Genomic DNA, 21,223 nt, shown 5'->3' with positions numbered 1-21,223 from the left:
GTGCGACCGCTGGACATCGAAGGCGCCTGGGTACAGGAGCCGAAGGTCTTCCCCGACGACCGGGGCAGCTTCCACGAGTGGTTCAGGGCCGGGGAGTTCCGTGAGGCGCTCGGCTACGACCTCGACCTCGCCCAGGCCAACTGCTCGGTCTCGCGGCGGGGTGTGCTGCGTGGCATCCACTTCGCCGACGTGCCGCCGAGCCAGTCCAAGTACGTCAAGTGCGTGCGCGGGGCCGTGCTGGACGTGGTCGTGGACATCCGGGTCGGGTCACCGACGTTCGGCCGCTGGGAGGCGGTCCGGCTGGACGAGGAGAACCGGCACGCCGTGTTCCTCTCGGAGGGCCTCGGGCACGCGTTCATGGCGCTGACCGACGACGCGACGGTGGTGTACCTGTGCTCGGCCGGGTACGCGCCGGGCCGTGAGCACGGGATCGACCCGCTCGACCCGGAGCTGGGCATCGCGTGGCCCGCGGGGCTGGAGCCGGTGCTGTCGGAGAAGGACGCCGGGGCGCCGTCCCTGGCCGAGGCGGCCGCGTCGGGGCTGCTGCCGGCGTACGCGGACTGCGTGGCGTACCGCGAGAGCCTGCGCTCCGGCGGCTGAGCGTCCGCCGGGTTCCCGCGGCGCGCGGACAGCGCGCGCCGCGGGGCGGTTCAGGACGCTTTCAGCTGGTCCAGCGCGACGCGCAGCTGCTCCCAGCCGCGGGCCCGCTTGGTGCCCCGGTTGCGGGAGGCCACCAGGGGCTTCCAGAAGCCGGCGCCGACGAACTGCTCCGGGGTGACCGCCGTGGTGCGGCCCAGGATCGCCTCGGGGACCTTCTGCGGGTCCGGGACGTCGAACTCGGCGATGATCTCGTCGTACCTGTCCTGGAGGACGGTGTTCTCCGGGTCCGCGCCGAAGACCACGAGCTGGCCGGTGGGTGCGGTGTCGACGAGGACGGTCACCAGGTCGGGCCGGTGACGGTTGAGGATCTCGACCAGCTTGTAGACGTCACCGGTCCAGGCGTCGGTGTGGCGGTCGCGGGCCGCCTCGTCGATGTTGCGCGGCAGCATGTCGTCGAACACGATCACACTCGCCCAGTCCGAGTGCTTCTCGATGTTGATGAAGTCCCGCAGCGCGTACTCGAAGAGGTGCATGCCGTCGATGAACGACAGGTCGAGCGTGGTCCGCTGCCAGTAGCCGAACGGGCTGCGGTTGCGCGCGATGTTGCGCAACGGGTGGCGGCCGCCGCGCAGATGGGCCAGCGGGTTCTCGCGGGCGAAGAAGTCGTCGCTGGTCGCCCTGGCGAGGTGCACGTCGCAGCGGATCTCCGAGACCACCTTGAAGGCGGGGTCGACCGCGATGCTGGGCACCCGGGAAAGGGTCAGGCTGCGACCGTCGTTGACCCCGATCTCCAGGTAGTTGCGGTTGGCGCTGACCTTGTGGAGTTCCCGCAGGAACTCGTGCCGTTTCACTGGGACATCTCCTTGCGGATATGGGGCAGTGCTTCGTGCAGTGCCGACTTCCAGTCCCGGGACGGCTCCAGACCGATCTCGCGCCATCTGGCGTGCCCCAGGGCGCTGTACGCCGGACGGGGCGCGGGCCGGACGAAGGCCCGGCTGTCGGTGGGACGCACCCGGCCGGGGTCGGCCCCGGCCGACCGGAAGACCTCGCGGGCCAGTTCGTACCAGCTGGCCTCGCCGGAACTGGTTCCGTGGAAGATACCGTGTGCGGCGGGATCTTGGGAGAGCCTGGGACCGAGCTGTGCGATCAGCGCCGCCAGGTCCGCGGTCCAGGTGGGCTGCCCGCGCTGGTCGTCCACGACGTCGACGGTGTCCAGGCGCTGTTCGAGTTCGAGCATCGTGCGCACGAAGCTGCGGCCGTGGACGCCGTACAGCCAGGCGGTGCGCACCACGGCGGAGGCGCCGGGCAGCTCCTGGAGGACCGCCTGTTCGCCGGCGAGCTTGGTGCGGCCGTAGGCGGTGCGCGGGGCGGTGGGGTGGTCCTCGGGGTACGGCGTGGCGCGGGCCTCGCCGTCGAAGACGTAGTCGGTGGAGACGTGGACCAGGCGGGCGCCGTGCCGGGCGGCGGCGCGGGCCAGCAGGCGCGCGCCCTCGCCGTTGATCAGCAGGGCCCGCTCCTCGTCGGTCTCGGCGTCGTCGACGGCCGTGTAGGCGGCGCAGTTCACCACCAGGTCGGGCCGGTGCTCGGCGAACGCCGACTCCACCGAGCCGGCGTCCGTGACGTCGAGGCCGGCGCGGCCGAGGGCGACCACCTCGGCGCCCCGGCGGGTGAGTTCCCCCGCCATGTCGTGGCCGAGCATTCCGCCCGCGCCGGCGACCAGCCACTTCATCCGCGCTTCTCCTGCTCCTTGCGGGACTCCAGGGCGGCGCGTTCCTTCAGCGGCTCCCACCAGTCGCGGTGGTCGCGGTACCAGGCGACGGTGTCGGCGAGGCCGGAGGTGAAGTCGCGCTTGGGCGTGTAGCCCAGCTCGTCGTGGATCTTGCTCCAGTCGACGGAGTAGCGCTGGTCGTGGCCCTTGCGGTCGGCGACGCGGTCGACGCGGTCCCAGCCGGCGCCGCAGGCCTCCAGGAGCAGGCCGGTGAGTTCCCTGTTGCTCAGCTCGGTGCCGCCGCCGATGTTGTAGACCTCGCCGGGCCGGCCGCCGGTGCGGACCAGGTCGATGCCCTGGCAGTGGTCCTCGACGTGCAGCCAGTCGCGGACGTTGCTGCCGTCGCCGTACAGCGGCACGTTCCTGCCGTCGAGGAGGTTGCTGACGAAGAGCGGGATCACCTTCTCGGGGAACTGGTGCGGCCCGTAGTTGTTGGAGCAGCGGGTGACGCGCACGTCCAGGCCGTGGGTGCGGTGGAAGGCCAGCGCGAGCAGGTCCGAGGAGGCCTTGGAGGCGGAGTACGGCGAGTTCGGCTGGAGCGGGTGGGTCTCGGGCCAGGAGCCGGTCTCGATGGAGCCGTAGACCTCGTCGGTGGAGACGTGCACGAACGGGCCGACGCCGTGCCGCAGGGCCGCGTCCAGCAGGGTCTGGGTGCCGACCACGTTGGTGCGGACGAACGCGCCGGCTCCGTCGATGGAGCGGTCCACGTGCGACTCGGCGGCGAAGTGCACCACCTGGTCGGCCTCGGCCATGAGCCGGTCGACCAGTTCGGCGTCGCAGATGTCGCCCCGCACGAAGGCCAGGCGGGGATGCGACGCGGGCAGGTTGGTGAGGGTGCCCGCATAGGTGAGCTTGTCCAGCACGGTGATGTGCGGCGCGTCGGGGCCTTCGACGGCGAGCAGGCCGCGGACGTAGGTGGAGCCGATGAAGCCGGCGGCGCCGGTGACGAGGAGGTTCATGAACGGATCTGCACCTTGCTGTGGTCTCCGAGGACGAGGCGGTGGGCGCTGGGGGTGCCGGCGGCGGGGGTCACCTCGACGTGCCGGCCGATCAGCGAGGACTCGATCCTGCCCACCCCGTCGATGGAGGAGTCCCGCAGCACGATGGAGAACTCCAGCTCGCTCTCGGTGATCCGGCAGTTCTCGGCGATCGACGTGAAGGGACCCACGTAGGAGTCGCCGACGACGGTCCCGGCGCCGATCACGGCCGGGCCGACGATCCGCGAGTTGGTGACGCGCGCGCCCGCCTCCACGACCACCCTGCCGACGATCTCGCTGGCCTCGTCCACCTCGCCGTCGATGCGCGGCTCCTGGCCCTCCAGGACGGTCCGGTTGACCTCCAGCATGTCGACGACGTTGCCGGTGTCCTTCCAGTAGCCCTTGATCACCGTGGAGCGCACGTCGGCACGCCGGTCGATGAGGTGCTGGATGGCGTGGGTGATCTCCAACTCGCCGCGCCAGGAAGGGCTGATGGCGCGCACGGCGTCGTGGATGGCGGGCGTGAACAGGTAGACGCCGACCAGCGCGAGGTCGCTCTTGGGCTCCTGCGGCTTCTCCTCCAGGCCGACCACCTGTCCGCCGGCGTCGAGTTCGGCGACGCCGAAGGCCCGCGGGTTGGGCACGTGGGTGAGGAGGATCTGCGCGTCGGGGCGGGTCTCGCGGAACTCGTCGACCAGTCCGCTGATGCCGCCGACGATGAAGTTGTCGCCCAGGTACATGACGAAGTCGTCGTCACCGAGGAAGTCCCGTGCGATCAGCACCGCGTGGGCCAGGCCCAGTGGCCGTTCCTGCGGGATGTAGGTGACGTCGAGGCCGAACTTCGAGCCGTCGCCGACCGCTTCCTCGATCTCGGCGGCGGTGTCGCCGACGATCATGCCGACTTCGGTGACGCCCGCCGCGGCGAGGGATTCGAGTCCGTAGAACAGCACGGGCTTGTTGGCCACCGGTACGAGTTGCTTGGCCGATGTGTGGGTGATCGGCCGAAGCCGCGTGCCGGCACCGCCGGAGAGCACCAGAGCCTTCATTCGCTACACCTTATAGGTGAACATCCGATTGAGACGTTCTTCTGATTTCCTGACGGGTTACGACACTATGGCCTCGGCACGGACGTCATGCGGCCACACGGTGTCCCGCGGGGACATCTCACCGGATTCTTGCCAACGTCGGGCGCCGTCGCCGGAGCGGCTCAGGCCTCCTCCGGCCAGGCCGCGGCGCGTTCCACCTCCGCCTCGACCTCGGACCGCTGCCTGCCCTCGTCGCGGGCGTACTCGCTGACCGCGGTCAGTTCGTCGCGGGCCAGGTCGCGCCAGGCGCGCAGCGCCGTCTCGTAGGTCTCGGACTGGGCGCCGCCCGGTTGCTGCAGGGCCGGTGGTCCGTAGGTGTCCCGCAGTTCCAGGACCTTCTCGTGGGCCGCGTCGGCCGCGCGGTGCTTCGCCACGAGTTCGTCGAAGGTGTGTGCCACATCAAGGACCTTAAGGACGGTCGTCCCGGCCCGCCTCCCGAGAACGCCGGCCGCCCGCCTCCACGGCCCTCAGTCCCGCGGCCGGTCCGGCGCGACCGTGTCGCCCCGGTCCGGCAGGACGAGGTCCGCCCACACCTGTTTGCCGCCGCTCACCGGCACCGTCCCCCAGGCCGACGACATGGCCTCCACCAGCAGGATCCCGCGGCCGCCGGTGGCCTCCCAGCCGATGTTCGCGGGTTTGACCGGGCTGCGCGGCGAGGCGTCGGCGACGGCGATCCGCAGCCGGTGGTCGACCAGGGTCAGGTCCAGCCGGACCGGGCCGTCGGTGTGGATCAGGGCGTTGGTGACGAGTTCGGAGACGACCAGCAGGCCCGTGTCCATGGCGTCGTCGGTGACGCCCCAGGAGCGCAGCGTGCGGCGGCTGAAGCGGCGGGCGTGCCGGGCCGCCTCCGGGACCCGCCACACCGTCCAGCTCTCCCGCAGCGGGCGCACGGCCATGCCGTCGTAGCGCATCAGCAGCAGGGCGACGTCGTCGGTGCGGTGGGCGTTGCCGAGCAGGCCGTCGGCGACCAGGCCGAGGTGGGAGGGGTCGCTGGCGCCGAGGTCGCGGGCGAAGCGCAGCATGCCGTCGTCGATGTCCGCGTCGGGTGACTCGACCAGGCCGTCGGTGGTGAGCGCCAGCAGGGTGCCGGGGCGCAGGCTGAGCTGGGTCATGGGGAAGTCGGCCCGGTCGAGCACACCGAGCGGCGGGCCGCCGTCGGTCCGGCAGACCTCGGCGGTGCCGTCCGGGTGGCGCAGGACCGGCGGCAGATGCCCGGCGCGCACGCACCAGGCGGTGCCGGCCTCCATGTCGACGTCGACATAGCAGCAGGTGGCGAAGAGGTCGCTCTCCATGTCCACGAGGAGCCGGTTGGCGTGCGAGACGACCACGTCGGGCGTGTGCCCCTCGGTCGCGTAGGCGCGCAGCGCGGTGCGCATCTGGCCCATCAGGGTGGCGGCCGCGGCGCTGTGGCCCTGGACGTCGCCGATGACGAGGGCGACGTGGTTGTCGATCAGCGGGATGACGTCGTACCAGTCGCCGCCCACCTCCAGCCCGCCCGCGGTGGTGGGCAGGTAGCGGGCGACGGCGACCGCGCCGGGCAGCCGGGGCAGCCGGCGGGGCAGCAGGGCGCGCTGGAGCATGCCGACGAGTTCGTGTTCGGCGTCGAAGGCGTGGGCGCGCACCAGGGCCTCTCCGGCGAGACCGGCCGAGGCGGTGAGCAGGGCGCGTTCGTCGGGGCCGAAGTCGTGCGGGCTGTCCCAGCCGATCAGGCAGGCACCCGCCATCCGGCCGCCGGCCGGCAGCGGCAGGACGGCGAGTCCGCCCGGCCCGACCTCGGCGAGCGCGGGCTCCAGGGTGGTCGGCGCGGGCCAGATCCGGGGACGGCCCTCGCGCAGGACGGCGGCCAGCGTGGGCATGGCACGCACCGGCGCGTCGGGCCACTCGGTGCGCCATTCGCTGCGCCACAGCTCCGGCCAGGACTCCGCCTCCGGCGGGTCGAGGACGGTGACGACCAGGCGCTCGTTCTCCAGTTCGGCCAGGGCGATGCGGTCGGCCTTGAGCGGGCCGCGCAGGGCGGTGACCACGGCCTGGCCGACGTCCTTGACCGTGCCGGCGGTGGCCAGGGCGGCGGCGAGCCGCTGCACGCGGGCCACGTCGGTGACGTCGGAGCGGAGCGTGGAGGCGTCGGCGACGGTGCCGGCCAGCCGGGCGGAGCCTCCCTCGGCGGCCGGCACCATGCGGCCGCGCAGCCGCAGCCACCGGGGCGAGCCGGTCGGGTCGAGGATCCGGAACTCCAGCTCCCGGTCGCCGATGGACATGTGGTCGGCCTCGACGACGGACATCAGGGCGGGGACGTCCTCGGGCACGGTACGGCCCAGCAGCGTCTCGACCTTGCCGTCGAACTCGTCCCGGTCCATGCCGAACAGGCCGAGGATGCCGTCGCCGACCTCGATCCGGCCGGTGTCCATGGCGAGACTGAAGGCGTCGGCGGTCAGGTCGCCGGTGGCCGGGACGCCGGGGAACGGGGCGGGCAGGGCGATCGCGCCGGCGATCAGCTCCAGGCAGGCGCGGTCCTCGGGGTCGAAGCCGCCGTCCCGCTCGCTGACCACGGTCAGCAGTCCGGCACGGGCGGGCAGCGGCAGGACCCCCAGCGAGAACTCCTGGGACGGGGTCCGCCGCGCCTCCGGGCAGTCGGCCAGCTCCTCGGGTGCCAGCCAGCGGATCCGCCCGGTGCCGTGGGCCTCCGCGGCCGGGGACTGACCGACGGCCGGGTAGGCGTCGCGCAGTCCGAAGAAGGTGCGGGGCAGTCCGGCCGACTCGGCCAGCCGCAGCACGGTCCCGTCGTCGCCCGGTGTGTACACCCCGGCGAAGGAGGCGCCGGCGAGCACCAGCGCCTGTTCCAGGACACGGCGGAGCCGGTCGGGAGCGCCGGGATCGCCCGTGAGCGTTTCGAGGGCGATTTCGGCGCGCTCCGTTCTGATTCCGCGTACCGCAGCGCCCTCACTGACCACGCCGCCATTACAGCGCTTATGAGCCGTCTGCGCAGCCCCTGTGACCGTTCCGTGGAGGCGGGCGTCCCGTTCCGCCCGTGAGGCACCGAACAGGAACCACCAGGCGGCCCGGCGCGGCCTCCCGTACCGCTCTCGCCGTGCGCCGGTCGCCGCCGCGAGGGAGTCTTGACCCCGAGGACGCGACGCGCGGCCGGACGAGGAGGTGGTCGGGCGTGTCCGACACGACGGGGGCCCCTCCCGCGCCGAAGACACCGGGCCCGAAGGCCAGGGCGGGCGCCGCGGCCCGGCCCGGCAGGCCGCCGCTGCTGTCGTTCGCGCTGGCCTCCCTGATGGAGGAGGTCCAGGCGCACTCCGGGGCGATCTATCTCCTCGCCGCCGGCGAGCCGGTCCTGGAGATCGCCGTGACGGCGGGGCTGCCGCGGGCGTTCGTCGCGCCCTGGGAGCGGGTCGGACTGAGCACGCCGATCCCGGTCGCCGAGGCGGTGCGCGAGCGGCGCCTGGTGTGGGTGGGCGGCGAGGAGGAGATGGCGCGCCGGTATCCGCGGATCTCGGTGGTGCTTCCCTACCCGTTCGCGCTCGCCGCGGTGCCGGTGGCGACGGCGGACACCGTGTACGGGGCGTTGTACGTGACCTGGCCCGGGTCGCACCCGACGGTGCTCTCCGACCGGGAGCGGACGGAGCTGACCGCGGCGGCCGACCGGCTGGCGAAGCGGCTGGCCAGGTCCGCCCGGCAGCAGCGGCCGCTGCGCGCCGAACCCGATCTGCCGGCCGCACCGCCGTCCGGGGTGGCGGGCACGCTGGGCACGGTGGAAGCGGCGCGGATGGTGGGGCGGCTGCCGTACGGGCTGATCTCGCTCGACCTGCACGGGCGGGTCGCCTTCGCCAACTCGGCGGCCGCCGAACTGCTCGGCGCGCAGGTCGCGGACCTCCTCGGCACCCAGCCGTGGGTGTCGGTGCCCTGGCTGAACGACCCGATGTACGAGGACCGGTACCGGGCGGCGCTGATCAGCCAGCACGTGACGTCGTTCGTGGCGCTGAAGCCGCCGGGCGACTGGCTGTCGTTCCGGATGTACCCGAGCACCACGGGTCTGACCACCCGGATCAGCCGGGCGCGGGCGGTCGCGGAGATGGTGGGTGCGCTGCCGCGCGCCGACGCGGCGCCCGGCTCCCGGCTCGTCACCATCTCCCAGCTGCTGAGCCTGGCCGGGGCACTGACGGAGGCCGTCGGCGTGCAGGACGTCGTGCAGCTGGTGGCCGACGAGGTGGCCCCGGCCGTCGGCAGCCAGGCGCTGGTGATCCTCGGGTCGCGGGGCGGGCGGCTGCACGTCCTCGGGCAGCGCGGGTACGACGACCCGCGGACCGTGGAGCGTTTCGACGGCCTGCCGCTGGCCGAACGGACGCCCGGCACCCATGTCCTGAACACCGGCGTGCCCGCGTTCTTCGAGTCGAAGCAGCAGCTGGAACGGCTGTATCCGGGCCGCGACGACACCCCGGACGGCTTCGCGGCCTGGGCGTACCTGCCGCTGATCGCGTCCGGCCGGCCGGTGGGCACCTGCGTCCTCGCCTACGCCGAACCGCACGTCTTCCCCGCGGACGAGCGCGCCGTGCTGACCAGTCTCGGCGGTCTGATCGCGCAGGCCCTCGAACGGGCCCTGCTCTACGACGCGAAGAACCAGCTGGCGCACGGGCTGCAGGCGGCCCTGCTGCCGCACTCGCTGACTCCGCCGCCCGGTATCGAGGCGGCCGCCCGGTATCTGCCGGCCATGCACGGCATGGAGATCGGCGGCGACTTCTACGACCTGGTGCCGACCCGGCCGCTGGCGGCGGCGGTGATCGGGGACGTGCAGGGGCACAACGTGACGGCGGCCGGTCTGATGGGGCAGATCCGTACCGGTGTCCGGGCCTTCACGACCGTCGGGCAGGCGCCGGAGGAGGTGATGCGGAGCACCAACCGGCTCCTCATCGACTCCGGGGCGGACCTGTTCGCGAGCTGCCTGTACCTGCGGCTGGATCCGGAACGGGGACGGGCGGTCATGGCGCGGGCCGGGCATCCGCCGCCGTTGCTGAGACGCCCGGACGGGCGGGTGCGGGTGCTCGACCTGGCCGGGGGGCCGCTGCTCGGCATCGACGCGGAGGCGACGTACCCGACCACCGAGGTGTCGCTGGCGCCCGGTTCGGTGCTCGCCCTCTACACCGACGGGCTGGTCGAGTCGCCCGGTGTGGACATCGAGGACGCCTTGGTCGACCTGGGCGAACTGCTGGCGGAGAACGGCGGCCAGCCGCTGGACAAGCTCGCCGACACGCTCGTGCGGCACAGTGCGGCGGCGCAGGAGCGTGTCGACGATGTCGCGGTGCTCTTGCTCAGAGCCTGCCCCGACGGCTGACGGCCGCGGCCGTCAGCCGTCGGGGCGGGCGGCGGGTCAGTGGGACGACGAGCCGTCGCCGGCCGCCGAACCGTCGTCCGCCCCGGTCCCGGACTGGTCGCCGGTGCCCGTGCCGTCGCCGGTGCCGTTCTGGTCGCCGGCCGTCGCGGACGGGTCGGCGCCGCCGATCTGGTCGCCGCCGGCCTGGTCACCGGCGCCGTTCTGGTCGCCCGCGGTGGCGGACGGGTCGGCCGTGGCACCGGCGTCACCGGCGCCGGCGCCCGCGTCGCCGAGAGTGGCGCCGGTCGCCTGGAGGGCCGTGGTCACCGGCTGGAAGAAGGTCTCGCCGCCGGAGGTGCAGTCGCCGCTGCCGCCGGAGGTCATGCCGACCGCGCCGCCGTCCTGGGTGAACAGCGAGCCGCCGCTGTCGCCGGCCTCGGCGCAGACGTCGGTCTGGATGAGACCGGTGACGGTGTCGACGCCGTTCGGGTCGGTCTCGCTCTGGAAGTTGACGGTGGCGTCGAGGCCGGTGACCTGGCCGTCGTGCAGACCGGTGGTGGAGCCCATCCGGAACACGGTCTCGCCGACGGTCGCGTCGACGGCCTGGTTGATGGCGACGGTCTGGCCGTTGCCTATGTTGACCTCGCTCGGCGCCTGGGTGGTGGCGTCGTCGTACTTGACGAGCGAGAAGTCGCCGTTGCCGGGGAACTGGGCCTGGTCGACCGTGGCGATCGGCTGGCCGGTCTCGGAGTCGGACCAGTCCTTGGCGGCGACGCCGCAGTGACCGGCCGTCAGGAAGGCGGGGCTGCCGTCGGAGGCGGTCACGTTGAAGCCGAGGGAGCAGCGGACGGTGCCGTCGGCGACCTGGGAGAAGATCGCGTCGCCGCCGGAGACGAGCGGTTTGAAGGTGCCCGACGACTTCTTGAGGGTCGCCATGTCGGAGCCGAGGCCCTTCACCGTCGACTCCAGCGTGTCCCACCGGGAGCCGGTGACCGTGGAGTCGGCGGTGACGACGACCTTGTTGGTCTTCGGGTCGACGGCCCAGGCGGTGCCCGGGATGGTCGCCTTGCTCTTGAGGGTGCCGGCGACGGCGGCCAGCGCGGAGTTGCTGTTGCGCACCTGGCGGACGACCGCGCCGGCCTTCTGAGCCTGGACGACCGTGTTGCTGTCGCCGTTGATGACGTTGACGACGAGCTGCTGCTTGCCGCTGTCGTAGTAGGAGCCCGCGAAGGCCTGCCCGAGCAGGCCCTGGAGCTGCGCGGCAAGACCCGAGGCGTCGCTCGCCGACTTCAGTGTCCTGGGGGCGGTGGCGCCTGCGGCGTCGTCCTGGGACGCGTTGGCCATCGGCAGCAGAAAGGCCGCAGCTCCGAGCGCCGCGACTCCGCCCACCGCGACAGCGGCCTTGCGCTTCGGAATTCGCTTGTGACTCAAACTTCTCGACCTCCAAGGGACGGAGTGCCTGCCGTGTGGGGGCAGTTGTTCGTGAGCGGCGCCTGGATGGCCATAGGTACGGGCGGGTCACACGGTGCGTTCAGTTCCGTTTCCCGACGTCCTCTCACCGAGGGCGAATCGGCCACGCGGCCGGGGGCCGGGCGCGATGGCGGAGACTGCGGTCGCGCCCGGCCCGGAGCGGCTGGGCAGCGACGACGGCGGTGCGGCGGCCGACGGCGGCCCGGCGCGGTGACCGGTGCGGATGTCCTGATCGAGGCGGTGCCCGGCGCACCCGGCCACCCGCCGGCGCGCGCGGACATCACGATGCGCGACGACCGGGTGGGCGCCGTCGCGGTCCGGACGGACCCGGTCCGCGGCGCGACGGCGCCGGAACGGCGCCCCGGTTCGACACGAACGGCACCCGATCACTCACGTTCCGTGGCGATCGCGTACCGGAATCCTTGCTTCAGGGAATCTGCACATCCACCGCCCAACGGGGTCACGGGCGGCGGCGGATCTGCACAACCCCGCGCCCCCTGCCGCGCCTTTGGCGCGGAGTGCCGGATTCGCCTCCGCGAGGGCAAGCGGGGGGACCGCGACGAAGTCGTGAGCTGTGTGAAGGAGTCGGCCGCAAGACGTGCCCACGCCTGCACGGATAAGCCGCTTGGCCGCTCAAGTGCCCAGGTCGGAAGCCGGATTGATTGGATGTGCGGAGCGGGCGCGTGCTTTGATCCATCGCACCGCAAGGCCGCCCGGGTCTCCCGGAGACGGGCGCCCGGTGCCTGCGGTCGCGGCCATCCGTACTGTCCCCTCAGGGCCGTTGGGGGCCGCTCTCCCCCTTGTGAATATCCATATGAAGGGAAGTTCCATCATGAACTCCACCCCCCAGGTTGAGACCGTCGAGATCTCCGACGCCGAGCTCGACAACGTCTCCGGCGGCCTGTCCGTGAACGCGCTCGGCACCGTCACCGGCCTGGTGGACGGCGTTGCCCCGGTTTCCGGCCTGGTCAACACGGTTGTCGGCACCGTCGAGGGTGTCACCGGCCTGAACACCCAGCCGGTCACCAACCTGGTCGCCGGTATCTGAGCGCACCACGTTGCCGCTGAGTCCCGGAGCCGTACCGCGGCCCCGGGGCTCTCGGGTGTTTTGAGGCCCCCTCGGACACCCCATTTCGCCAGCGTCTCTCCCACAGGTGAGGGAAGTTCCGTGCAGTTCCGCCAACAGGCCCTCGCCAAGCTCCAGTCACCGGAGGAGCTCGACCTCCCGGTGCGCTTCGCCCGTCCGCAGGGCTGGCTCGCGCTGTCCGTCTCCGTCGTCGTGATGGCGGCGGCCTCGGTGTGGGCGGTGACCGGTTCGGTCGCCTCCACGGTGAACGCGCAGGCCGTCCTCACCCACGGGCAGGGCAGTTACATCCTGCAGAGCCCGGTCGCCGGGCAGGTCACGGCCGTCCTCGCCCGGCAGGGCGAACGGCTGGCGGCCGACGCCCCGGTCCTCAAGGTGCACACCGGCCAGGGCGACGAGGTCGTGCGCACGGTCGCCGCGGGCCGGATCAGCGCGCTCGCCGCCACCATCGGGCAGATCATCCAGACCGGTACGAACGTCGCCGCCGTGGAGAAGATCGCGCACGCCTCGGACCCGCTGTACGCGACGGTCTACGTACCGGCCGAGAACGCCTCCGCCATCCCCGCGGACGCCCCCGTCGACCTGACCGTCTCCTCGGTGTCGACCCAGGAGTACGGGGTGCTGCGCGGCCACGTGAAGTCGGTGGACCGCGCCGCCCAGTCGGCCCAGTCGATCTCCGCGTTCCTCGGGGACGACCAGCTCGGCGAGCAGTTCACCAAGAAGGGCCGGCCGGTGGCGGTCCTGGTCCGGCTGGATCCGTCGCGGCGGACGAAGAGCGGCTACCGGTGGTCCTCGGCGGACGGCCCGCCGTTCCGGCTCGACTCCATGACCCTGGCCTCGGGCGCGATCCGGCTGGCCGACCAGCACCCCGTCGATTGGCTGCTCCCGTGACCACCGCCCAGGAGAACCAGGAGACCCGCGGCCGCAGACGCGCCGCCCCGCCCAAGCGGCCGGTGCCCAAGGCCCGCGGCCGCGCGGTCCGCACCCCGAGCGTGCTCCAGATGGAGGCCGTCGAGTGCGGAGCGGCCTCCCTCGCCATGGTCCTCGGCCACTACGGCCGCCACGTCCCGCTGGAGGAGCTGCGGATCGCCTGCGGTGTCTCCCGCGACGGCTCGCGCGCCAGCAACCTGCTGAAGGCGGCGCGCAGTTACGGTCTGACGGCCAAGGGCATGCAGATGGACCTGGCCGCCCTCGCCGACGTGCAGGCCCCGGCCATCCTGTTCTGGGAGTTCAACCACTACGTCGTCTACGACGGGATGGGCCGCCGCTTCGGCCGCCGGGGCGTGTTCGTCAACGACCCCGCCAAGGGCCGCCGTTTCGTGCCCATGGAGGAGTTCGACGGCAGCTTCACCGGTGTCGTCCTGGTCCTGGAGCCGGGCGAAGGCTTCGAGCGGGGCGGCCGCAAGCCCGGGATCCTCGGCGCGATGCCGGCCCGGCTGCGCGGCACGGCGGGCACCATGCCGGCGGCGGTGCTGGCCAGCCTGCTGCTGGTGGCCGTGGGCGCGGCGGTGCCCGCGCTCAGCCGCCAGTACATCGACATGTTCCTCATCGGCGGCCAGACCTCGCTGCTCGGGGTGCTGTTCGCCGCGATGGGCAGCTGCGTGCTGCTCACCCTGGCCCTGACCTGGCTGCAGCAGGCCAACCTGCTGCACGGCCGGATCGTCTCCTCCACGCTGTCCAGCGCCCGCTTCCTGCGCCATCTGCTGCGGCTGCCGGTGACCTTCTTCGCCCAGCGCAGCCCGGCCGACCTGGTGCAGCGCCTGCAGTCCAACGACCAGGTGGCCGAGACCCTGGCCCGCGACCTCGCCGCGGCTGGCGTGGACGCCGTGGTCGTGGTCCTGTACGCGGTGCTCCTGTACACCTACGACGCGCAGCTCACCTTCCTCGGCATCGGCGTGGCGCTGCTGAACATCGTGGCGATGCGGTTCGTCGTACGGCTGCGCGCGACCCGGACGGCCAAGCTGCGGGCGGACACCGCGCGGCTCACCAACACCTCGTACACCGGTCTCCAGCTGATCGAGACGATGAAGGCGACCGGCGGCGAGGACGGCTACTTCCGCAAGTGGGCCGGGCAGCACGCCAGCACGCTGGAGGAGCAGCAGCGCCTCGGGGTGCCGAGCGCCTGGCTCGGGGTGGTGGCTCCGACGCTCGCCACCGTCAACAGCGCGCTGATCCTGTGGATCGGCGGGATGCGGGCGGTCGAGGGCGGCATCTCGGTGGGCCTCCTGGTCGCCTTCCAGTCCCTGGTCACCCGCTTCACCGCCCCGCTGACCCGCCTGAACGGCGTCGCGGGCCGGATCCAGGACTTCGCGGCGGACGTGGCCCGGCTGAAGGACGTGGAGAACTTCCAGGCCGACCCGGTCTACGCCCGCCCCGGCGCCGGCGACTCCACCCGGCGGCTGCACGGCCATGTCGAGCTGGAGAACATCACCTTCGGCTACAGCCCGCTGGACAAGCCGCTGCTCACCGGCTTCGACCTGACCGTCGGGCCCGGCCGCCAGGTGGCCCTGGTGGGCGGCTCGGGCAGCGGCAAGTCGACGGTCTCCCGGCTGATCTCGGGTCTGTACGCGCCGTGGGAGGGCGTGATCCGCATCGACGGGCAGCGCCTGGAGGACATCCCGCGCGGCGCGCTGGCGGCCTCCGTCTCCTTCGTCGACCAGGACGTGTTCCTCTTCGAGGGTTCGGTGCGCGACAACGTGGCGCTGTGGGACCCCTCGATCCCGGACGAGGCGGTGGTGGAGGCGCTGCGGGACGCGGCCCTGTACGACGTGGTGGCGCGCCGGCCGGGCGGTATCCACAGCAGGGTCGAGCAGGACGGCCGCAACTTCTCCGGCGGCCAGCGCCAGCGCCTGGAGATCGCCCGGGCGCTGGTCCGCGGGCCGAGCATCCTGGTGCTCGACGAGGTGACCAGCGCGCTGGACGCCGAGACCGAGCTGACGGTCATGGACAACCTGCGCCGGCGCGGCTGCGCCTGCGTGGTGATCGCGCACCGGCTGAGCACGGTCCGCGACAGCGACGAGATCGTCGTGCTCCAGCACGGCACGGTCGTGGAGCGTGGACGGCACGACGCGCTGGTGGCACACGGCGGGGCGTACGCCGCGCTGGTCAGGGAGCGATGAGATGACGACCGCAGACGACGGCGACCTGGTGCTCGGCGCGCTCGGCTCCCTGGGCGCCCGCATCGACTGCGCCGGCCACAACCGGCTCGACCTCGAAGGCCCGCAGGTGCTCTGGCTGGTGGTGTCCGGCGCCCTCGACCTGTTCGCGGTGGACGCGGCGGAGCAGGGCCAGTGGCATCACCTGGGCCGGCTGGAGGCGGGCGCGCTGCTGCTCGGCCCGGTCGCCGGCCCTCAGCACACCCTGGTGGCCCGCCCGTTGCGGGACTGCGTGGTGCACCGCGTCGGGCTGCGCGAGCTCTACCAGCCGGCCGCCACCGAGACCTGGTCCTACGACGCGTACGGCAACCCGCAGTACGTGCCGCCGACCACCAGCCCGCTGGAGTACGCGCTGGCGCTGGGCGTCGGCCGCGGCCTGTCGATCCTCTTCCAGGCCCCGATGTCCGCGGGCGAGCGGGCCGCGGCCCCCGCCGACGACGACGTCTTCTGGATGCAGGTGCCGCCGGGCAGTGTGCAGTACGGCTCGCTGTACGGCGCGGAGGCCGCCGCCGACCTGCTGATGGACCCGGCCCTGTGGCAGAGCATGGTCGACCAGCAGTACCGGCTGCTCACCACGCTGGACCGGTGGATCGAGCAGCTCGAACACACCCATGAGACCCGTACCGCGGCCGGTATCAAGGCCGGTGAGGCGGTCCGCGCCCAGGCCGACCGGACACTGCTGGCCTCCATCGGCAAGGCGGAGAGGCGGACGACCGCCGCCGACGCCGACGCCTCCTACGCGGCGTGCCGGCTGGTCGCGCAGGCGGCCGGCATCACGCTCGCCGAGCCCGCGCAGAGCGGCACCGAGAGCGACCGGATCGACCCGGTCGAACGGGTGGCCCTGGCGTCCCGGGTGCGGATCCGGGCGGTGCGGCTGGACGGCCGGTGGTGGCGGGAGAACGTGGGACCGCTGGTCGGTCACCGTGCGCTGTCCGGTGCTCCGGTCGCGCTGCTGTGGCGGCGCGGCGGTTATGTCGCCGTGCATCCGGCGACCGGCCGGGAGACGCCGATCGAGAAGGCGAACGCGGCGGAGTTCGAGCCGCGCGCGGTGATGTTCTACCGCCCGCTGCCCGACAAGGCGCTCACCCCGTTCGGTCTGCTCCGGTTCAGTCTGCGGGGCACGCGCGGCGACCTCGGCAGCCTGCTCCTGGCGGGTCTGGTGACGGTGGCGATCGGCTCCCTGGTGCCGATCGCGACCGGCCGGGTGCTGGGCGACTACGTGCCGAAGGCCCAGACGAACCTGATCGTGCAGGTCTGTCTGGCGGTGATGATCAGCGCGGTGGTGTCGGCGGCGTTCACGCTCCTGGAGAACCTGACCATCCTCCGCCTGGAGGGCCGGATCGAGGCGACCCTGCAGCCGGCCGTCTGGGACCGGCTGCTGCGGCTGCCGACGCGGTTCTTCACCCAGCGCTCGACCGGTGAACTGGCCAGCGCGGCCATGGGCATCAGCGCGATCCGCCGGCTGCTGGCGGGGGTCGGCCCGGTGGTCGCCCAGTCGGTGACCGTCGGGGCGATGAACCTGGGCCTGCTGTTCTGGTTCAGCGTCCCGATGGCGCTGGCGGCCCTCGGCATGCTCGTGGTGATCGGCGCCCTCTTCCTCGGGCTCGGGCTGTGGCAGGTGCGCTGGCAGCGGCGGCTGGTGGTGCTCGGCAACAAGCTGAACAACCAGGCCTTCCAGACCCTGCGGGGCCTGCCCAAGCTGCGGGTCGCGGCGGCCGAGAACTACGCGTACGCGGCCTGGGCGGGCGAGTTCGCGCGCAGCCGTGAACTCCAGCAGAAGGTGGGCCGGATCAAGAACCTCACCACCGTGCTGGGTTCGGTCTACCTGCCGGTCTGCACGCTGCTGATGTTCATGCTGCTGGCGGGCCCGGCGCGGGGTGCCATGGACGCGGCGGCCTTCCTCACCTTCAACACCTCGGTGACGATGCTGCTCACCTCCGTCACCCAGCTGACCGGCTCCTTCGTGTCGGCGGTCGCCGCGCTGCCGCTGTTCGAGGAGATCAGCCCGGTGCTGGAGGCGGCGCCGGAGGTGCGCACCGCGAGCACCCGGCCCGGCCCGCTGTCCGGCGGCATCGAGGCCCGCCGGCTCTCCTTCCGGTACTCCGACGACGGGCCGCTCGTCCTCGACGACGTCTCCTTCGACGTGCGGCCGGGCGAGTTCGTGGCGGTCGTCGGCCCGAGCGGCTGCGGCAAGTCGACGCTGCTGCGGCTGCTGATCGGCTTCGACAGGCCGGTCTCGGGGAGCGTGCTCTACGACGGCCAGGACCTGGGCGCGCTCGACCAGTCGGCCGTGCGCCGGCAGTGCGGGGTGGTGCTCCAGCACGCGCAGCCGTTCACCGGCTCGATCCTGGACGTGATCTGCGGCACCGAGCCGTACACCGCCGAGGAGGCGATGGCGGCGGCCGAGATGGCGGGCCTCGCCGAGGACATCAAGCGGATGCCGATGGGCCTGCACACGATCGTGGCCGGGAGCGGCGCGGTCTCCGGCGGCCAGCGGCAGCGGCTGATGATCGCCCAGGCGCTGATCCGGCGGCCCCGCATCCTCTTCTTCGACGAGGCGACCAGTGCCCTGGACAACGACACCCAGCGCACGGTCATCGAGTCCACCCGCAAGCTGAACGCCACCCGGATCGTGATCGCGCACCGGCTCTCGACGGTGATGGACGCCGACCGGGTGGTGGTGATGGAGGACGGCAAGGTCGCCCAGCAGGGGCCGCCCGCCGAACTGCTCGCCGACACCGGAGGGCGGCTGCACGAGCTGGTGCGGCGGCAGCTGGCCTGACCGGTCAGGCGTCGAGGCCGGGGACGGGGGCTCCGGAGGGGATGCCGGCGTCCAGGTAGGCGTCGTAGAACCGCCGCCAGTGGGCGGCGTCCCCGGAGTGCGGACCGGCGTGGTCCTCGCCGCGGGCCAGGGCGTCGAGGGCGAGCAGGCACACCTCCCAGCCGGCGCCGTTGCGGGCGGCCGCGTTCTCCTCGGCCAGCACCTGGGTGAGGGTGAAGCGGGTGCGCCGCGCGTCCACGGCGTCGAGGTCGAAGCGCAGTTCGTCGCCGCCCCAGGTGAAGGAGAGGTGCCGGGGTTCCTCGGCGGCGAGCACCGTGCCGGTGTCGTCGGCCTGGCGGGGGTCGCCGCTGAACCGGACGGTGCCGCCGTCGCGCGGTTCGACCTCCAGGCGCGAGGGGAACCAGCGGGCCGACTCGTCCGGGTCGGTCACGAACCGCCAGACGCGTGCCGCGGGCCGGTCGTAGGTGCGGGTGAAGCGGACGGCCGGGCGGCCGTCGTCCAGGGTGAGGTAGCTGCCGGTGAGTTCGACGGGCATGGGGACCAGTCCTTCGGAGAATGTCCTGTCGCTTTCCGTGTTCCCGCGGCGACTCTTTCATTCCGTCCACGTCCTCGCGGGGAGGCGGCGGCTCGCGCCGTCCGGGTCCTGCCGGCGGGTGCCGGTCCCCGCCTCCTGCGAAACGTTGCCGTTTCGCTGAAAGTGGTCTACCCTCTCGATGTGTACGAAACCGTTTCGTTCGCGGCCGGCCCGGCCGCCGCCCCGGCACGGTTTCCCCGAACAATCCCGAACGACTTCCCTGGAGTGGTTCCCCCATGTCTGAGAAGACTTTGACCGACGACGTCCGCGTCGGTGCCACGCAGGCACCGCCGGCCGACGCCTCCCCCAAGCGGTGGTGGATCCTCGCGGTCATCGCCGTCGCCCAGCTTATGGTGGTGCTCGACGCCACGATCGTGAACATCGCCCTGCCGTCCGCCCAGGCCGACCTCGGCTTCTCCGACGGCAACCGGCAGTGGATCGTCACCGCGTACGCCCTGAGCTTCGCCTCCCTGCTGCTGCTCGGCGGCCGGATAGCCGACCTCTTCGGCCGCAAGACCGCCTTCCTCGTCGGTGTCGTCGGCTTCGCCGCCGTGTCGGCGCTGGGCGGTGCCGCGAACGGCTTCGGCATGCTGGTCACCGCGCGCGCCCTGCAGGGCGCCTTCGGCGCGCTGCTCGCACCGACCGCGCTCTCGCTGCTCAACACCACGTTCACCGACGCCCGTGAGCGGGCCCGGGCGTTCAGCGTCTACGGCGCGATCGCCGGTGCCGGCGGTGCGGTGGGCCTGCTGCTCGGCGGCATCCTGACCGACACCTTCGACTGGCGCTCCACGCTGTACGTGAACGTCGCCATCGCGGTCGTCGCCTTCGCGGGCGGCATGGCGCTGCTGCACAACCACCGCGACGCCGGCAACTCCAAGCTGGACGTGCCCGGCACGGTCCTGGTCGCCGCCGGTCTGTTCTCGCTGGTCTACGGCTTCTCCAACGCCGAGACGCACGACTGGGGCTCGCCGCTGACCTGGGGCTTCCTCTTCGCCGGCGTCGTGCTCCTGGCGGCCTTCGCCTGGTGGCAGACCAAGGCCAAGTACCCGCTGCTGCCGCTGGGCATCCTGCTGGACCGCAACCGGGGCGCCTCGTTCCTCGCCGTGCTGATCTCCGCGGGCGGCATGTTCGGCGTCTTCCTCTTCCTCACCTACTACCTGCAGCTGAACCTCGGATTCAGCCCGACCAAGACCGGCCTGGCGTTCCTGCCGATGATCGGCGCCCTGATGGTCACCGCCCAGGTCGGCACCCAGGTGCTGGTGCCGCGGATCGGCCCGAAGGCGGTCGTCCCGCTCGGCTTCGCGGTCTCCGCGGTCGGCATGGCCTGGCTGACCGACATCGGCGTCGGCTCCAGCTACGTCAGCGCGGTCCTGCCGCAGCTGATCGTGACCGGTCTCGGCCTCGGCCTGGTCATGCCCGCGGCCATGCAGCTGGCCACCGGCGGAGTGACGGCCGACGAGGCGGGTGTCGCCTCCGCGACGGTCAACGCCATGCAGCAGGTCGGCGGTTCGATCGGTACGGCGCTGCTCAACACGCTCGCGGCGAGCGCGGCCACGGACTACCTGACCGGCCGGGACGCGACCAGCAAGCTGGTGCAGGCGCAGGCCACGATCGAGAGCTACACCACCGCGTTCTGGTGGTCGGCGGGCATGTTCGCGGCGGGCGCGGTCATCGCCTTCCTGCTGTTCCGCAAGGGGGTGCCGCAGCAGGACGCGGACGCGGCACCGGTCGTCCACATGTGACCTGAGATCCGCGGAGCCGCCGAAGACCGAAGGGTCGCCGTCAGCAGGGAGACGGCGACCCTTCGCCTATCCCGGACCGTCTCCGGTCAAGCCACTTGAGGGAAATTCACCGAACCGAGTGAAACTGATCTTGCGGCGCCCGCATCAGGGATGGCAGGGGCTCCCGGCGGGTACCAACCGGTCCCGTACGCGCCCTGTGCCAGGGGGAGCAGAGATGACGCCGGAAGCGGAAGAACCCGGGCTGCCCGCCGCCAACTCCTGCGCGCGGAGCCGCCGTCGCGGGAGGTGTCTCGTCGTCGAGGTCTTCGGCGAGATCGACATCGCCACCGCGGAGCTGCTGGCCGAGCATCTGCTCGCGGCCACCGCCCGCGCCGAGCCGGACGTGCTCGTGGATCTGCGGCGGCTGGACTTCCTCGACTGTTCGGGGCTGCGGGTGCTGTGCCGGGCCGAGGCCAGGGCCCGCGAGCGGGGCGGGCGGCTGCGGCTGGTGTGCGAAGGCCCCCGCGTCCCGCGGCTGCTGCGGGCCGCGGGTCTGCTGGGGCGGTTCCCGCCGCTCCCCGGGCTGCCCCGGGACGGGAGCGCCGGGGAGCGGCGGTGATGCCGGGGGTCGGCGGGCAGCCCCACACTGTCCGCCGGCCCCCGGGGCGAGATCGCAGGTTCCCCGTTCCAGGG

The 21,223-nt window shown here is 72.6% G+C and carries 16 protein-coding genes; 8 read left to right on the top strand and 8 right to left on the bottom strand.

Annotated features, from left to right (window positions below; genetic code table 11):
- The gene (gene rfbC / locus ACIQOE_RS34025; RefSeq protein ID WP_365558766.1) at positions 1 to 600 is read left to right on the top strand and encodes a dTDP-4-dehydrorhamnose 3,5-epimerase; all 600 of its coding nucleotides are present in this window, start codon (positions 1 to 3) and stop codon (positions 598 to 600) included.
- A gap of 50 nt (positions 601 to 650) precedes the next feature.
- On the opposite strand, the gene ACIQOE_RS34020 is transcribed toward rfbC, so the two are convergent.
- The 6 genes from ACIQOE_RS34020 to ACIQOE_RS33995 all read right to left on the bottom strand — a co-directional run bounded on the left by ACIQOE_RS34020 (position 651) and on the right by ACIQOE_RS33995 (position 7,381).
- Positions 651 to 1,451 (bottom strand): class I SAM-dependent methyltransferase, encoded by an 801-nt coding sequence (locus tag ACIQOE_RS34020; RefSeq protein WP_362647146.1) that lies wholly within the window; start codon positions 1,449 to 1,451, stop codon positions 651 to 653.
- Positions 1,448 to 2,329 carry a dTDP-4-dehydrorhamnose reductase gene (gene rfbD / locus ACIQOE_RS34015; RefSeq protein ID WP_351323947.1) on the bottom strand — a complete coding sequence of 294 codons (882 nt, stop codon included), beginning with the start codon at positions 2,327 to 2,329 and terminating at the stop codon, positions 1,448 to 1,450. Before rfbD ends, ACIQOE_RS34020 begins: the two co-directional genes overlap by 4 nt.
- Complete coding sequence (gene rfbB, locus ACIQOE_RS34010) at positions 2,326 to 3,327, bottom strand: dTDP-glucose 4,6-dehydratase (RefSeq protein ID WP_401415571.1); 1,002 nt, start codon at positions 3,325 to 3,327, stop codon at positions 2,326 to 2,328. The genes rfbD and rfbB overlap by 4 nt, the downstream gene beginning before the upstream one ends.
- The gene (locus tag ACIQOE_RS34005; RefSeq protein WP_401415568.1) at positions 3,324 to 4,391 is read right to left on the bottom strand and encodes a glucose-1-phosphate thymidylyltransferase; all 1,068 of its coding nucleotides are present in this window, start codon (positions 4,389 to 4,391) and stop codon (positions 3,324 to 3,326) included. The genes rfbB and ACIQOE_RS34005 overlap by 4 nt, the downstream gene beginning before the upstream one ends.
- A 161-nt stretch (positions 4,392 to 4,552) precedes the next feature.
- Positions 4,553 to 4,828 carry a hypothetical protein gene (locus ACIQOE_RS34000; RefSeq protein ID WP_351323952.1) on the bottom strand — a complete coding sequence of 92 codons (276 nt, stop codon included), beginning with the start codon at positions 4,826 to 4,828 and terminating at the stop codon, positions 4,553 to 4,555.
- Between the two features lie 69 nt (positions 4,829 to 4,897).
- Positions 4,898 to 7,381 carry a SpoIIE family protein phosphatase gene (locus ACIQOE_RS33995; RefSeq protein WP_365567257.1) on the bottom strand — a complete coding sequence of 828 codons (2,484 nt, stop codon included), beginning with the start codon at positions 7,379 to 7,381 and terminating at the stop codon, positions 4,898 to 4,900.
- Between the two features lie 212 nt (positions 7,382 to 7,593).
- Between ACIQOE_RS33995 and ACIQOE_RS33990 the strand changes: the two genes are divergently transcribed.
- A complete protein-coding gene (locus tag ACIQOE_RS33990; protein WP_401415564.1) occupies positions 7,594 to 9,765 on the top strand; it encodes a SpoIIE family protein phosphatase in 2,172 nt (723 codons plus the stop codon).
- A 36-nt stretch (positions 9,766 to 9,801) separates the two neighbouring features.
- Here ACIQOE_RS33990 and ACIQOE_RS33985 read toward each other — a convergent pair whose 3' ends face one another.
- Positions 9,802 to 11,175, bottom strand: coding sequence for a S1 family peptidase (locus ACIQOE_RS33985; protein WP_365558775.1), 1,374 nt, complete (start codon positions 11,173 to 11,175; stop codon positions 9,802 to 9,804).
- Between the two features lie 871 nt (positions 11,176 to 12,046).
- Between ACIQOE_RS33985 and ACIQOE_RS33980 the strand changes: the two genes are divergently transcribed.
- The 4 genes from ACIQOE_RS33980 (at position 12,047) to ACIQOE_RS33965 (ending at position 18,235) form a co-directional block, all read left to right on the top strand.
- Positions 12,047 to 12,262, top strand: a complete 216-nt coding sequence (locus tag ACIQOE_RS33980) for a type A2 lantipeptide (protein WP_351327472.1) — start codon at positions 12,047 to 12,049, stop codon at positions 12,260 to 12,262.
- Positions 12,263 to 12,382: 120 nt separating this feature from the next.
- Positions 12,383 to 13,189, top strand: a complete 807-nt coding sequence (locus tag ACIQOE_RS33975) for an HlyD family efflux transporter periplasmic adaptor subunit (RefSeq protein ID WP_401415560.1) — start codon at positions 12,383 to 12,385, stop codon at positions 13,187 to 13,189.
- Complete coding sequence (locus ACIQOE_RS33970; RefSeq protein WP_365558777.1) at positions 13,186 to 15,417, top strand: NHLP family bacteriocin export ABC transporter peptidase/permease/ATPase subunit; 2,232 nt, start codon at positions 13,186 to 13,188, stop codon at positions 15,415 to 15,417. The genes ACIQOE_RS33975 and ACIQOE_RS33970 overlap by 4 nt, the downstream gene beginning before the upstream one ends.
- Position 15,418: 1 nt before the next feature.
- The gene (locus ACIQOE_RS33965; RefSeq protein ID WP_351327475.1) at positions 15,419 to 18,235 is read left to right on the top strand and encodes an NHLP bacteriocin export ABC transporter permease/ATPase subunit; all 2,817 of its coding nucleotides are present in this window, start codon (positions 15,419 to 15,421) and stop codon (positions 18,233 to 18,235) included.
- A gap of 4 nt (positions 18,236 to 18,239) precedes the next feature.
- Here ACIQOE_RS33965 and ACIQOE_RS33960 read toward each other — a convergent pair whose 3' ends face one another.
- A complete protein-coding gene (locus ACIQOE_RS33960; RefSeq protein WP_351327477.1) occupies positions 18,240 to 18,770 on the bottom strand; it encodes an SRPBCC family protein in 531 nt (176 codons plus the stop codon).
- Between the two features lie 275 nt (positions 18,771 to 19,045).
- Here ACIQOE_RS33960 and ACIQOE_RS33955 point away from each other — a divergent pair, with 275 nt between their 5' ends.
- Positions 19,046 to 20,551: an MFS transporter gene (locus tag ACIQOE_RS33955; protein WP_362646237.1), complete on the top strand. Its 1,506-nt coding sequence runs from the start codon at positions 19,046 to 19,048 to the stop codon at positions 20,549 to 20,551.
- Between the two features lie 214 nt (positions 20,552 to 20,765).
- A complete protein-coding gene (locus ACIQOE_RS33950; protein ID WP_401415555.1) occupies positions 20,766 to 21,149 on the top strand; it encodes an STAS domain-containing protein in 384 nt (127 codons plus the stop codon).
- Positions 21,150 to 21,223: the final 74 nt, after the last annotated feature.

Origin of the sequence: Streptomyces sp. NPDC091282, from assembly GCF_044757385.1 — a bacterium.
Lineage (GTDB): Bacteria > Actinomycetota > Actinomycetes > Streptomycetales > Streptomycetaceae > Streptomyces > Streptomyces gramineus.
Note: the sequence above shows the minus strand (reverse complement) of the source record. Positions and strands in the feature narration are given on the sequence as shown.

Bases quoted from the DNA above. Each gene is read 5' to 3' on its own strand.
- ACIQOE_RS33955 (WP_362646237.1), top strand. From the start codon at position 19,046: ATGTCTGAGAAGACTTTGACCGACGACGTCCGCGTCGGTGCCACGCAG.
- rfbD (WP_351323947.1), bottom strand. From the start codon at position 2,329: ATGAAGTGGCTGGTCGCCGGCGCGGGCGGAATGCTCGGCCACGACATG.
- ACIQOE_RS33960 (WP_351327477.1), bottom strand. From the start codon at position 18,770: ATGCCCGTCGAACTCACCGGCAGCTACCTCACCCTGGACGACGGCCGC.
- rfbB (WP_401415571.1), bottom strand. From the start codon at position 3,327: ATGAACCTCCTCGTCACCGGCGCCGCCGGCTTCATCGGCTCCACCTAC.
- ACIQOE_RS33950 (WP_401415555.1), top strand. From the start codon at position 20,766: ATGACGCCGGAAGCGGAAGAACCCGGGCTGCCCGCCGCCAACTCCTGC.
- ACIQOE_RS33980 (WP_351327472.1), top strand. From the start codon at position 12,047: ATGAACTCCACCCCCCAGGTTGAGACCGTCGAGATCTCCGACGCCGAG.
- ACIQOE_RS34005 (WP_401415568.1), bottom strand. From the start codon at position 4,391: ATGAAGGCTCTGGTGCTCTCCGGCGGTGCCGGCACGCGGCTTCGGCCG.
- ACIQOE_RS33965 (WP_351327475.1), top strand. From the start codon at position 15,419: ATGACGACCGCAGACGACGGCGACCTGGTGCTCGGCGCGCTCGGCTCC.